The 13,289-nt window shown below is 65.6% G+C and carries 13 protein-coding genes; 4 read left to right on the plus strand and 9 right to left on the minus strand.

The features are described from left to right. Positions 1–15: 15 nt before the first annotated feature. Positions 16–150 (minus strand): hypothetical protein, encoded by a 135-nt coding sequence (locus ACO06P_RS06070; RefSeq protein ID WP_420349110.1) that lies wholly within the window; start codon positions 148–150, stop codon positions 16–18. A 394-nt stretch (positions 151–544) separates the two neighbouring features. Here ACO06P_RS06070 and ACO06P_RS06075 point away from each other — a divergent pair, with 394 nt between their 5' ends. Then, a complete protein-coding gene (locus tag ACO06P_RS06075; protein WP_420349111.1) occupies positions 545–760 on the plus strand; it encodes a hypothetical protein in 216 nt (71 codons plus the stop codon). On the opposite strand, the gene ACO06P_RS06080 is transcribed toward ACO06P_RS06075, so the two are convergent. From ACO06P_RS06080 to ACO06P_RS06110, 7 genes are read right to left on the minus strand one after another with little or no spacing between them, the layout of a single operon-like run. Then, positions 757–2,298, minus strand: coding sequence for a lipid kinase (locus ACO06P_RS06080; protein ID WP_420349112.1), 1,542 nt, complete (start codon positions 2,296–2,298; stop codon positions 757–759). The two genes, ACO06P_RS06075 and ACO06P_RS06080, sit on opposite strands and share 4 nt — an antisense overlap. Continuing rightward, on the minus strand, positions 2,189–2,884 hold the full coding sequence (locus ACO06P_RS06085; RefSeq protein ID WP_420349113.1) for a class I SAM-dependent methyltransferase: 696 nt from the start codon (positions 2,882–2,884) through the stop codon (positions 2,189–2,191). The genes ACO06P_RS06080 and ACO06P_RS06085 overlap by 110 nt, the downstream gene beginning before the upstream one ends. 8 nt (positions 2,885–2,892) lie before the next feature. After that, entirely contained in the window at positions 2,893–3,879 is a 987-nt protein-coding gene (locus ACO06P_RS06090) for an MDR family oxidoreductase (RefSeq protein ID WP_420349114.1), read from the minus strand. Positions 3,880–3,891: 12 nt separating this feature from the next. Continuing rightward, a complete protein-coding gene (locus tag ACO06P_RS06095; RefSeq protein WP_420349115.1) occupies positions 3,892–4,308 on the minus strand; it encodes a PPC domain-containing DNA-binding protein in 417 nt (138 codons plus the stop codon). Positions 4,309–4,319: 11 nt separating this feature from the next. Beyond that, complete coding sequence (locus ACO06P_RS06100; RefSeq protein ID WP_420349116.1) at positions 4,320–4,838, minus strand: PCC domain-containing protein; 519 nt, start codon at positions 4,836–4,838, stop codon at positions 4,320–4,322. A 10-nt stretch (positions 4,839–4,848) separates the two neighbouring features. Continuing rightward, a complete protein-coding gene (locus ACO06P_RS06105) occupies positions 4,849–6,417 on the minus strand; it encodes an acyl-CoA synthetase (RefSeq protein ID WP_420349117.1) in 1,569 nt (522 codons plus the stop codon). 43 nt (positions 6,418–6,460) lie between these two features. Then, the gene (locus ACO06P_RS06110) at positions 6,461–7,627 is read right to left on the minus strand and encodes an acetyl-CoA acetyltransferase (RefSeq protein ID WP_420349118.1); all 1,167 of its coding nucleotides are present in this window, start codon (positions 7,625–7,627) and stop codon (positions 6,461–6,463) included. Positions 7,628–7,856: 229 nt separating this feature from the next. Between ACO06P_RS06110 and ACO06P_RS06115 the strand changes: the two genes are divergently transcribed. Then, positions 7,857–8,888, plus strand: a complete 1,032-nt coding sequence (locus tag ACO06P_RS06115) for a lipid A deacylase LpxR family protein (RefSeq protein WP_420349119.1) — start codon at positions 7,857–7,859, stop codon at positions 8,886–8,888. A gap of 38 nt (positions 8,889–8,926) precedes the next feature. Here the strand turns inward: ACO06P_RS06115 and ACO06P_RS06120 are convergent, their stop codons facing one another. Continuing rightward, positions 8,927–10,156 (minus strand): cytochrome P450, encoded by a 1,230-nt coding sequence (locus ACO06P_RS06120; protein ID WP_420349120.1) that lies wholly within the window; start codon positions 10,154–10,156, stop codon positions 8,927–8,929. Between the two features lie 401 nt (positions 10,157–10,557). Between ACO06P_RS06120 and ACO06P_RS06125 the strand changes: the two genes are divergently transcribed. Both ACO06P_RS06125 and ACO06P_RS06130 read left to right on the plus strand, forming a co-directional pair. Then, the gene (locus ACO06P_RS06125; protein WP_420349121.1) at positions 10,558–12,126 is read left to right on the plus strand and encodes an alpha/beta fold hydrolase; all 1,569 of its coding nucleotides are present in this window, start codon (positions 10,558–10,560) and stop codon (positions 12,124–12,126) included. Between the two features lie 269 nt (positions 12,127–12,395). Next, positions 12,396–13,235: a hypothetical protein gene (locus ACO06P_RS06130; RefSeq protein WP_420349122.1), complete on the plus strand. Its 840-nt coding sequence runs from the start codon at positions 12,396–12,398 to the stop codon at positions 13,233–13,235. The last annotated feature ends 54 nt before the right edge of the window (positions 13,236–13,289 follow it).

The following is a 13,289-nucleotide window of genomic DNA, read 5'->3' on the forward strand; positions in this document are numbered from 1 at the left end:
CGTCCAGCGGCCGCGTCAGGCGCTCGCAAAACTCACGAGGACGGCGACCATCAGGGCGCCGGCCAGCAGGATGGAAGCGCCGAGCACATAGCGCATGGGCTTGACCTCCGTTGCTTGTCGGACGTCGTCTTTTGCATAGCGTTCCTGCATTGCGATCCTCCTTTCAGTCACTGCGGCTGGAGCGGTGCGACAGGTCTGTGCGGCACTGTCTAATGCTGCACCGCCGACGCCCCAGGTTACCTGCCCTTGGCGGGCAAGGACCGTTGGGGCTGCGTCCCAGCCTGATCATGAGATGGGGTCTCCAAAGATATTTTCAAATAAAAACATATACTTAAACTGTGTCTCTTCAGTCGCTGATGCACCTTACGGCGCCACGTGAACCCACCGATGGTAGGTGCGTTCCAGAACTGTCCGACCTGACGGAACGGCTGATTCTTCCAGCCCTTCCGTCCTTGGCAGGTGATCCAGCAGTGCCATGGTTAGCGTAAGTGGAGTAAGTAATGTATGTTGCGTGCAGACTGCGATCTGCCCGCGGGAGGCCAAGATGAGCGACAAACCAACGCCCAAGCGCACCGAGAAGCTTCAGCTGATGCTCGACGATCAGGAGCTGAAGACGATCGACGACTGGCGTTTCGAAAACAGGCTGCCTTCGCGCGCAGCGGCCATCCGCGAGCTCATCCGCCGGGGCCTTGCCGTCGACGACCAACTCGAACCGCCGGAAGAGGCCCCTTCCACCGATTTCCGCGTCGTTGAGAGCTAGGCTTCGCGCCGCTCGCCTATCAATTTCGCGATCGCATCCTTGGCTTCGGCGGCGAGGTCTGCCGCTGCAGCCCTTTCCTCATCCGCCAGTTCTGCTTCCTGTGCACTGACCGCCTGGTCCAGAACGCCGGTTTCCCGCTTGGCGCAGTCTGAACGGATCACGGCGACTTCGTCCTCACTCAGCGCCGCCTTGGCTCTCGTGACGACGGTTTCCAGGAACGTCCTTTCTTCTGGCGCGGCCGCGGGCAGGTCGCCGGCTTCGCGCATGCGCGCCGCGAAATAGTCGGCCCGTTCTGCGCGAGCGCGAGCCAGACCGCTGAGGAACTCGGCCAGAGGATCGCCCTCAAGCATCTCGGCTGCCGCCTCGTAGCTCCGCGCCGCCGCAGTGCAGACCTCGACCAGGTCCTTCAAAACGACCAGGCGGTCGCTGCGCAACAACTTCATCCGTTCATCGCCTTCTTCGTCATCTCCGTCGTTTTCGAGCGCGGCCGAGGATGCCGGAACGAAAACCCGCAACGCTCCCGGCAAGATGTCAAAGCGTGCCGGCGTCTCCGCCAGGAGTTCGCCATCGACATTGATCGTCATGGCACGCCGGGTGCGCAGTTCCACCGACCTGGCACGCCGAATGGCCGCATGCTCGGCGCGGTGAAGCCGGCCGAACCGTATGGCCGGCAACAGCCTGACCAGGCCGAATAAACCTGCCGCCCGCAGATAGTAAACGCGCAGCCAGCCGTCGTCGATCTCGGCGCGCTCGGCAACCGTGAGCCCGCCGCCATAATGACGGCCATTGCCCACAGCAACCTGGGTACAGCGGCATCGCAGGGACTCCCGGTCGGCGACGATCTCGACGCTGAAGGGGCGATGGTCGCGATAGGCACGCCACAGACTGAAAGGGTAGTTGAGAACGCCGAAACGGCGCTTCATCTCGCCGCGGTGCTGGCGCGCGACATCGACGCTCAAGCCCAGACTGGCGACGTTGAAGAAAGGCCGACCATTGACGCGGCCCACGTCGATCGCCCGAAGCGCACCGCCGAGGACGACCTCGGCTGCTTCGCCGGGGTCCGGCGGAATGCCCAGAGTCCGGGCTAAATCGTTGGCCGTGCCCATGGGAATCACGCCAAAAGGCTTCCCCGCTTCGAGAAGCGCCGGCAAGGCGGCGTTCAGGGTTCCGTCGCCGCCGGCCAGAACAATCACGTCCTCTTCGCTGGTCTGCACCCGCTCCCGCAGGGCTTCGATCGACGGCGGGACCGCGACGGCAACCCGCTGTCCGCCGGCCTCCAGGACCTCCCGCGCGCGATCGTGACCCGCCTGACCGGAGCCGCTCTTCTTGTTGGCAACCAACAGAACCGAAGGGATAGCGCTCTCCTTTTCCGGCATCGATGACAATGCCGCAGCCGTTGCGCGGAAACGATCTGAATCCCGCCGGCGGTTATCCGTTGCGTGCCGTAAAGACGGCGACCCGGCCCTGCATGCGCAGTTCCACCTCGACGAAGTGCTGCGCCAGCGCCTGGCGCAGGCTCTCGGCATCGTCCTCCGCATTGCCGAAGATGCCCTTGGCGTTATAGAGCGCCATCACCCGACGCCCCAGCGCGTTGTGGGTCACGCCACGGCCCAGGATCGTCGCCCCGAAGAAACGGCCGCCCGGCGCCAGATGAGCCTTCAGGTAACCGAAGGCCGCGGCCTTGCGGGACATCGGTCCCGGCAGGCAATGGAGCAGGTAGGTCATGGCGATGGACTGAAAGGGCGGCGCCTCGATGGCGATCGGCTGCAGGACGTTGGCACGGTAGATCTCTGGGCTGAAGCGGGCCACCCGCCGCGCCGCCGTATCCAGGCAGGTCTGATTGAGGTCCAGCAGGGCGAGGCGCGGCCGCTCGACCGGAAAGCGACAACGGTCAAGGAAGAAGCCGGTTGCAACCCCGACATCCAGATGGCTGGCACTGACATTGCGGTCGTAGAGCTTCAATAACTCGTCCGTAGGGCAGCCCCAGAGAAAGCGGTTGGAAAACCCCAGGACCATCAAATCGTAGATGCGCAGGCTGACCTTTGTGTAGGCCGCCTGGCCCGGCAGAGCCTCTTCGACGGAGGTGACCGGCAGATCGATGTCAGGCTGCGGAGATGCGGTCATCTGTCTCTCTACGCATGTGTGTCCACCACCACGCGGCCGCGCACCTGGCCCTTCAGGATCTCGCCGCCAAGCGTGAGCAGGTCCGACAGCTTTGCCTCGTTGATCATGCCGTCCAGCTTGTCCATCGGCAGGTCGCGCACCAGCCGCGCCCAAGCCGCCCTGCGGCGATCCAGGGGGCACATCACGGAATCGATGCCCAGCAGGTTCACACCGCGCAGCAGGAACGGCAGCACCGTCGTCTCCAGCGCATTGCCGCCGGCCAGCCCGACGGCGGCCACCGAACCGCCATAGGCGATCTGCGGCAGAACGCAGGCCAGGGTTTTGCCGCCGACGGAGTCGATGCAGGCCTGCCAGCGCTCCTTGTCCAGAGGCCGCCCCGACGGCTCGGCGATCTCCGACCGCTCGATCAGGCTCGCCGCCCCCAGGCCGGTGAGGTAATCATGGGTCTCCGGCCGTCCCGTGGAGGCGGCCACCTCATAGCCCAGCTTGTGGAGGATGGCGACGGCGACGGAACCGACGCCGCCGGCCGCCCCGGTCACCAGGACCTCGCCCTTGGCTGGGTCCAGGCCATGGTCCTCCAGCGCCATCACCGCCAGCATGGCCGTGAAGCCGGCTGTGCCGATGGCCATGGCGCGCTTGGCCGTCAGTCCCTCCGGCAGGGGGACCAGCCAGTCGCCCTTCACCCTGGCCTTTTCGGCATGGCCCCCCCAATGCATCTCGCCGACCCGCCAGCCGGTCAGGACGACCGGGTCGCCGGCTTTGTAGTCGGGATGGCTGCTTTCGGCCACGGTGCCGGCGAAGTCGATGCCCGGCACGTGAGGATAGGTCCGCACCAGGCGTCCGATGCCGTTCAACACCATGCCGTCCTTGTAATTCAAGGTGGAGTAGTCGACGGCTACCGTTACGTCACCGTCCGGCAGGCTGTCTTCGTCCAGTTCGGTCAGTTTGGCCGCCACCTTGCCGTCGCTTTCCTCCAGGAGTATCGCCTTGAACACGCCTCGTTCCTCTCATTCACTCATCGTCGTTGGGCACTCTTCATCGTTGGGCACCCATTCCTGCAGCACCAGCTCCAGGGTGATGCAGATGGGGTTCTCACCGCGGCGGAAACGCCCTCCGTAGACCCGGGCGTCGCTGTCGGACAGCGTTCCGCGCAGATCGCTGGACAGCGTACCGTCGGCGCTTGTGCGCAGTTCGCCGCCAAGGGTGAGGATCTCGATCCCGGGGCCCGTCACCGTGACGACCTTGCCGCCGGCATCCAGACTGGCGTCCACCAGGCTTCCGACAGCCGAGCGCACCACTGCATGGCGCAGGGCGTGCTCCCGACAGGCCGTCTCGATCCCCGTCACCAGGTCTTCGTTGGGGCGCAGGCGGATAACAGCGATGCGGCCCAGACTGCCGTTCTCGATCTCCGCCGCGCCGCTCATGGCTCGCTCCTTCATGCCGTAAGCCTTGTCGGCTGGAACAGCGGATAGTTGGTTTCGCTGTCATAGGCCGCCGCGAAGGCCGCGCCCTTCAGCGGTGCGGCGATGGCGGTCGCGCCGTCCGGTCCAAGCCGGCAATCGCCGGGCGGCAGGTGGCCGCCGTGCAGCCGTCCGGCGGCATCGACCACCACGGCGTGGCAATGCAGCAGGGTTTCGCCCCCCGGCCCCGGTCCGAGAATCCCGTTGGCGCCCAGCAGGGTGACCGGCCCCTCGAGCCAGGTCGGCGCGCCGTAAGTGGCCGCCCGCTGCCCGGTGGCATCCGCCTGCCCGGTCAGGTAAGCCATGCGGGCGATGTCGGCGGCAAGAACCTGGACCGCGGCGTGGCGCACGCCCCGGGCCTCCAGCGCCTGCGTCAGCCCAAGCAGCAGATCCTGATCGCCGCCGAGGACGATCCGCAGGTCGTGCCCCGCCTCAGCCCATTCCAGAATGCGGCGCGGCTGTAGCGGCGTTCCGGGCTGAACCAGAGTTCTCACGTTCTCGCCTTCATTGCGCCGCATCCCGCGTCAGATCGCCGCGGTCATAAAGCTGGTCGCGGATCAGGTGCTTGGGCACCTTGCCGTAGCCGGACTTCGGCAGTTCGTCCCAGAAGAAGACGCGGCGCGGCTGCTTGTAGCGGGCCAGCTTGTCCTTCAGGAAGGCCAGCAGCGTATCTTCGTCAGCAGCCGCTCCGTCGGCGGACACGACCACCGCGACGCCGCTCTCGCCCCAGTCCGGATCGGGCACGCCGAGAACAGCAACTTCCGCCACCGCCGGGTGGGTGAGTAGAACCTCTTCGGCCTCCCGAGGATAGACGTTGGAGCCGCCGGAGATGTACATGTCGGAAGCGCGCCCGGTGATGGTGAGGAAGCCCCGAGCGTCCAGGCAGCCCAGGTCTCCGGTGTGAAACCAGCCATCCTTCAGCGCCTTCGCGTTGGCTTCGGGATTGTCGTGATAGCCGGCAAAGACGGCGGGACCGCGCACGCAGATCTCGCCCTGCTCCCCTTCCGCCAGGCGCTTGCCTTCCGGATCCTTGATGGCGATCTCCATGCCGGTGCGCGCATAGCCGCAGGAGCCGACGGGCATGGCCGCGTCGTCCAGGCTGTGCAGCTCGGCAGGAAGGACGGTGATGTTGCCCGTCACCTCGCCCAGGCCGTAGTACTGCACGATCACCTTGCCGAGCTTCTCCAGGGCCTGCTTCTGGTCGGCACGGTACATCGGCGCGCCGGCGTAGATGACATAGCGCAGCGAAGAATGGTCGACCTGGTCGACGGCCGGATGGCGCACCATGCGGGTGAGGATGGTCGGCACAGTGAACATGTTGGTGATGCGGTGGTCCTCGACGAGCTTCCAGACCTCCGCCTCGTCGAAGCGCTCGCCCGCCAGCAGGACCGACTTTACCCCGCGCGCCACCTGGGACAGCGCATGGGCGCCGGCCCCGTGACTGAGCGGCGCCACCACCAGGGAAGCATCGCCGGGACCGGTACCGGGCATGAGGTCGGCCAGGTGGTTGTTCACCACGAAGGCGAGCTGGCCATGGGTCAGCACCGCGGCTTTCGGGCGCCCCGTGGTGCCGGAGGTGAAGAAGAACCAGCAGGGGTCATGGTAGTCGACCTCGGCCTCTTCATCGCCCGCCGCCTCGCCCCCCGCCACAAGGTCCTCATAGGCCACCTCGCCCTCGCCGGCCGTCCCGATTGCCACCGTCAGAGAGAGGACTGAAGAAGCCGCCTTCACCGCGGCGGCATGCTCGGTGAAGACGTCGTCGCAGATCAGCGCACGGGCGCCTGAGGACGTGGCGATATAGGCGACCTCCGGCGGCGTCAGGCGGAAGTTGGTCGGAACCCAGATGCCGCCCAGCTTGAAGGCGGCCCAGAGACTCTCGAACATCTGATGAGAGTTCCGGGCCTGCACCAGGATGGGGTCGCCCTTGCCGAGCCCACGGCGCCGCAGGGCCGCCACCAGCGCATTCACCCGGCCGTTGGTCTCGGCCCAGGTCCAGGAGCGGTCCCCCCAGACCAGCGCCGTCCCACCCGGGTCGCGGCGGGCGGCCTGCGACAGCAGCCCGCCCAGATTCATCACGTTGCCCACAGCAGCCGGCCCTCGAAGATACGCGGTAGCCTTAGCGCAGAGGCTCGAGGATCGAGACGTAGTTGGCGACGGCCGCCCCGCCCATGTTGAAGATGCCGCCCAGCCTGGCGTCCTTCACCTGCATGTCGCCCGCGGTGCCGGTCAGCTGCATGGAGGTCATGACATGCATGGAAACCCCGGTCGCGCCGATGGGATGGCCCTTGGACTTCAGGCCGCCGGAGGGATTGATCGGCAGCTTGCCGTCTTTCTCGGTCCAGCCCTCGGCGATCGCCCGCGCACCCTGGCCGCGCTTGGTCAGGCCCATGGCCTCGTACTCAAGAAGCTCGGCGATGGTGAAGCAGTCGTGGGTTTCGACGAAGCTGAGATCATCCAGCGTCACCGCACCGGCCTCCAGGGCCTGGTTCCAGGCCTGCTCGCAGCCCTCGAAGAGCGTAATGTCGCGCTTGCTCATCGGCAGGAAATCGTTCACCTGCTGGGCGGCGCGGAACACCACCGCCTTGTTCATTGCCAATGCCGTGTCGACATCGGTCAGCACCAGGGCCGCCGCGCCGTCGGAAACCAGCGAGCAGTCCGTGCGCTTCAGCGGCCCGGCGACCAGCGGGTTCTTCTCCGAAACCTCGCGGCAGAAGTCGTAGCCCAGATCCTTGCGCATCTGCGCCAGCGGGTTGGCAACGCCGTTCCTGTGGTTCTTGGCTGCAATGCGCGCCAGCGCGTCCGACTGATCGCCGTGCTTCTGGAAGTACTGCTGGGCGATAAGGCCGAAAACGCCGGCAAAGCCGCCCTCGATTTCGCCGTCCTCCTTCAGGTAGGAGGCCTTCAACAGAACATCGCCGATCTCCTTGCCGGAGATGCCGGTCATCTTCTCGACCCCCACCACCAGCACAAAGCGCGCCGAACGCGCGGCGATGGACTTCAGCCCCTGGTGGATCGCCGCAGAGCCGGTGGCACAGGCATTCTCGACCCGGGTTGCCGGCTTGAAGCGAAAGCGGTCGTCGAACTGCAGCACGAGCGAAGAGGGAAAGGCCTGGGCCGAGAAGCCCTCGTTGAAGTGACCGACGACGATCTCGTCCACCTCGTCCGGGCCGATTCCGGCGTCTTCCAGCGCCTGGGTCGCCACCTTGCCGATCAGCGATTCGACGTCCTCGCCTTCGTGCTTGGCGAAGGGGGTGTGGCTCCAGCCGACGATGCAGGCGGTCATGGCAGGTCTCCCAAGGAATTGCGCGGTGCACAATAGCAGAGCCGCTCTGCCCCGTACAGACGCAGAGCCGCCGCCCGGTGGCGGGAATCCGTGGTTTTCCGAGCGGGATTGCCCTATGAACGGTGGCAGGTGGAACAATCCGCGGCGCAGCCGGTCTCACACTGAGATACCGGCGAGATACCGGCGCGGAGAGCCGGTCGCATTCAGGATGGGGGCCCCGGGCCAGGTGATGAAGCGTTGCGTTGCGGCCATGACGGGGCTGATCTGCCTGGGCTGGCCCATCCCGGCAGCGGCGGAGCAGGAGCGATCGGCCCCTCTGGACCCCGACCCTGCCTGGATCGTCACGCTGCAGTTCAGCAACGATATCTTCGGCGGCTCGGACCGGCACTTCACCCACGGCAGCCGCCTGGCCGCCCTTTCCCCCGACGGCCAAGTGCCGGAGGCGGTCGAGACCGCCGCCAAGGCGCTGCCGCTGTTTCCCGACGACGGGCGGCTGCGCGTCACCTACAGCCTGGGCCAGGACATCTTCACGCCGGAACGCATCGAGGAGCGTGCGCTGCAGGAAGACGACCGTCCCTATGCAGGCTGGCTTTTCGGCGGCATCGGCCTGGTCTCGGAGAACGGCGAGCGTCTCGACAACCTCGAACTGAACATCGGGGTGGTCGGGCCCGCCTCTCTGGCCGACAAGACGCAGATCGAATACCACAAGCTCATCGACGTGCAGATTCCGGAAGGCTGGGAAAACCAGCTGGAGAACGAACCCGGGATCGTCCTCTATTACGAACGCAAGTGGCGGAACCTCTGGGAGACCCGGGTCAGCGATCTCGTCATCCTCGACGAGCTTGCGGTCGACGTCACGCCCCACCTCGGCGGCGCGCTCGGCAATGTCTACACCTACGGCGCGGGTGGCATGACCCTGCGCCTCGGCGAGGATCTGCCCAACGACTATGGGCCGCCGCGCCTGCGCCCGGCCCTGCCCGGCTCGGACTACTTCCGCCCCGACGACGCCTTCGGCTGGTATCTCTTTGCCGGCGCCGAGGGGCGGCTCGTCCTGCAGAACATCTTTCTGGACGGCAACACCTTTCGCGACAGCCACAGCGTCGACAAGCGCCCGCTGGTCCTCGACGTCCAGGCGGGCCTCGCGGTCACGCTCGGCCAGAGCATCCGCGTCGCCTATACCCACCTCTGGCGCAGCAAGGAGTTTCGCGGCCAGGACACCGGCAACCAGTTCGGCACGCTGAGCTTGTCGGTGCGCTTCTAGAGCGGATCTGCTCTAGCGGTCGCCGGGCTTCCTGCGTCTCAAGGCTGCGATTGCGGAATGCGGACCTGCATCGGCGTGATCTGACGGAGACCGCCGAAGCCGAGCATCTCCGGAAGCGTTTCGAGCGCGATCTCCGGCGCCGCTTCCAGGATCGCCGCAAGGCTCTCCTCCATTTCGATCCGGGCCAGCATATCGCCGACGCAGCGGTGCGGCCCAATGCCGAAAACCATGTGGAGGCGCGGATGATCGTTGCGGCGGATATCGAAGCGGTCCGGCTCGTCAAAGAGCGCAGGGTCCCGCATCGCTGACATGGTACTGAGGCGCAGAACCGCGCCGGGAGGCAGGTCGATGCCGTCGAACCTGATCGGCGCCGTCGTCACCCGTGGGATCGACCCGACCGAGGGGTCATAGCGCATCCCCTCGTTCACCGCGCCGGGAATCAACGTGGGATCGGACCGCAGCGCGGCCCAGTCATCGGGACGCTGGAGAAGCAGGGCGACCAGCATGGCGAAAGCCGCCCGGGTGGTGTCGCTGCCGCCGATGATAACGCCGATGACCTGAAAGACGAGGCTTTCAAACGGGATGCTCCTGTCTGAATGCCAGTCCGAAACCAGCGCTGTGAGCAGGTCGTCCTTTGGGGCGGCCACCCGCAGACAGAGCTGCTCCTCGACATAGTCGTACAGCTCTCCGGCGGCGTTCTCGATCTCCTGGTGGTGTTCGTGCGGGTAGATCGGCGCAAAGGCACGGGCGAGGCTGTAGACACGCTCTGCAAAACACTTCGCATCGCAGGCCGGCAAACCCAGGATCACGGCGATCATCTCGGCAGGGACGCGGGCAGCCATGGAGTCCACGAAATCGAAGCTCACGCCGCGCGGCAGGCTGGCGACAATGCCGTCGGCGACCGCTCGGATCTGACCCCGCGCCTCCCGCATGATCCGGTGGGCAAAGCTGCGGGCGAAGAGGTTGCGCTTCGCCCGGTGCGCCGCACCGTTCGAGAACAGGAACAGGTCCGAAAGAAACCGCGCCAGGGTCCCATCGGGAATCTGGTGCAGCGCCACGAATTCCGGCCCTTCGATCTGGCGCGTCCTCGGGTCGGTGAAGAGCGGCACGACGTGTTCGGCGCGCAGCACGAGATAATGATTGGGGCCGAGTTGCACCAGCGGCGCCTCTTCGCGCAGTTCGGCGAGACGGGCGTGCGGCGCATCGTTCAAACTGGCCGGGTCGATGAGGCGAGGATGGGCCGCGATACTCAGAGCATGTTCGTCCATGATCCTGCTCGGGTCTGTGATTACAGCGGTCGAAGGCACCAGGCTGCCGCTTCCCCGATACAAGGGGGGAGGACGGCGAGTCGGCGGCGGCTGGTGTTATGCGGCTGAAAAGCATTCATTCATCGCCAAGCGTTGTCGTGAGCGTTGCAAGGGCTGTGGTAATTGCCACGGCGCGGCGTTGTTTTTTTCATGAAGACCGACGCCGCACTGGCGGCAATTCACGTAAGTCGGTTATGGGGGGCAAGCCGCCGTTCTCGCGGCGCAGGTATCTTACGATGATTATCTTCCGCTAACGCGCGGTTCTTCTTTGGCGGGCTCGTCGTTGATTTAGTCATTTCCAGGGACAAACTGTATTTATGCAAACAAAACCGCCTGCATTTTGCTCGGAGGGAGTGTCGACCATGGACCTCGAGATATTGCTCTTGGGCGAGTTGCGCGTGGTCCGGCAGGGTACCGAGGTCCAGCTTCCAGCGTCACGCAAGGCGCGGGGTCTCTTGGCCTATCTTGTCGCCACGGGTCGGCCTCACCGACGGGAGCGTCTTTGCGAGCTCTTCTGGGACCTGCCCGACGACCCCAAAGCGGCTCTGCGCTGGTCGCTTTCCAAGCTGCGTAAAGTGGTCGACGGTCCCGAGCGGATTCGGATCATCGCGGACCGCGAGCGCGTTACCTTGGATGCGACGGGGGCCCGCATCGACATTCGCGACGCCCATGCGCGGCTGCGCCAGGACGCCGAAGAACTCTCGGTCGTCGAGCTCGAAGACTTGGCGGGCCAGTTGGACGCGGTGTTGCTCGACGGTCTCGACGGCGCGGGTGACGACGCGTTCGACTCCTGGCTGGCGGCGGAGCGAGAGGATGCCCGGGCGGCGCGGGTCAGGGTTCTCCGCCTGCTGGCGACACATCCCGACATCCCCTCGGTCTCCGTGCCGAAATGGCTGCGCCTGTGGCGGGCCTCGGATCCGGAGGGCGCGGCGGCTTTCGAGCGCTCCGGGGCCGGCCGTGGCAGCATCGCGCCATTTGCCCGGTCACAAACCGGGGCTTCCACCCCACGCGGGGCGCCGCCCCCTCCGCCACTTGCCGCAAACGACCCTGGTCTCCCGCCGCTGCGAGGACGCGCGCGGGCGCTTCGCGCACAACGCATAGGCTTCTGTGAGGTGCCGGACGGAACCAAGATCGCCTACGCGACACTCGGGTCGGGGCCCCCTCTTGTGAAGGCCGCCAACTGGCTCACGCATCTCGAGTTTGACTGGACGAGCCCGATCTGGGGCGAGTGCTTTTCAGAGATCGCGCGCACGCGGACTCTCATCCGCTACGACGAGCGCGGCTGCGGGCTGTCGGACTGGGAGGTGAAGGACTTGAGCTTCCACGCCTTCGTCGAAGACCTTGAGGTGGTGGCCGACAAGCTGACCCTGGAGCGCTTCCCGCTGCTCGGCATCTCCCAGGGTGCCGCCGTATCCATCGAATACGCTGTGCGGCACCCGGAACGCGTTTCGGGGCTGATCCTGATCGGAGGTTATGCGGCCGGCTGGCGTCATCTCGCAAGCCCAGAGGAACAGGCCCGGCGAGAGGCCGTGCGAACCCTTACCGAGCTCGGCTGGGGAACGGACAACCCCGCCTATCGGCACATCTTCTCGCAGACCTTCATGCCCGATGCCGGAGCCGCGGAGCTTGCCTGGTTCGACGAGTTCCAACGCCTGACCACCTCGCCCGGCAATGCCGCGCGCTTCCAGGATGCCTTTGGCGACATCGACGTGCGCGACCGGCTCAGCCTTGTCAGCACACCAACGATCGTACTCCATTCGAAAGACGATCAGCGTATTCCGCTTGAACAGGGGCGGGCCATGGCCTCCGGAATCCCCGGCGCACGTTTCGTGCCGCTCGAGAGCCGCAACCACGTTCTCGTTGACTATGAGCCCGCGTGGCGGACCTGCATGGACGCGGTGCAGGGTTTTCTGGCGGAGAACCATCTCTAGGCATCTCCGGGGCTGCTGCCGTAGAGGAGCGGAGGTGAATTCTGAGCATGGCGTTCGCCAACGCCGATTCAACCCTCGGCACAACGCTGACCACAACGTTCGGCCGACAAGGTCGCCGCGGCGGCTGAATGCACGCCGAAACAATCACGTCCGGCGACGAAGTCTCCCCCCAACGTCCGCATCGCTGCCAGCCGTCGTAACGCGTTCCTCGGGCTTTTGCCGCGAAGGAGCGCAAGCGAGCCGCAAAACAGGTGCAAGGAATCAGTCAGGTGACCGAAACGCCTCCGACCATCGACTCGTTTATCGCAAGCTCATCGAGTCGAGCGACCGCGCCGCAGCCTCCCGCCACCCCCTTCGTTGCCGGCATTGCCGACACGGCAGCCGAACTGCAGCGTGTCACGCTGTCCAACGGCAACTCCGTCGCCGTCGATGCAACCAGGCATGCCACCGCTGTCGGATTCACACTCAGGGCCCGGCTGTTCGACCCGCTCGGGAATCCGCTCGGCGAAGAAATCACGTTCCTGTTTGCCACCGCCTGGGACATCGCAACCCCGGAGTTCGAGATTGTCGTGCTCGGCAACGACCGGGTCGTCATCCTCAGCCAGGACCCCGTCGACATCCTCACGATCCGGGATTTCGAAGCGCCGGAACACGGTCTGGAGACCTTCCGGAGAAAGACCGATGTCAACGCAGCGCGGTTCTCAACCGAAGACTACCTGTGGCCAAAGATCGCCGGCCTCGACGATGGCGGCGACCGGGCCGACTGGGTCGACACGCAGACGGACGAGGAATGGCCCGAAACGGAACGGCGCGAGAAGACAGCCGACGGGCACGCCGCGGCCGAGGTTGCGTTCTCGCGCTATCATGGCGCGCTCCATGCCGAGCCTGGCTCCCACAGCATGACGACTGAAAGCGGTTTGCAGATCCGGGATCGGGATGACGCCGACAACGCCAACAACCGTATCTACTTTCGCGTGAACGAGCCTGGGCTAGCGGTGGTGGCACGCGAAGATCTCTCGCCCCCAGCGGCCAGGGGTCGAACGCGATACTACCCCAAGGCGCTACGGAGACGGTCCCCAGACAGTCGGGTTTTATTGAGTATCAAGTGATTAAGCCACGATCTAACGTCTTCAAACCCCTTCAAACTCCCCCTCACATCCACC

The organism is Pelagibius sp. (assembly GCF_965227505.1).
GTDB lineage: Bacteria > Pseudomonadota > Alphaproteobacteria > Kiloniellales > Kiloniellaceae > Pelagibius.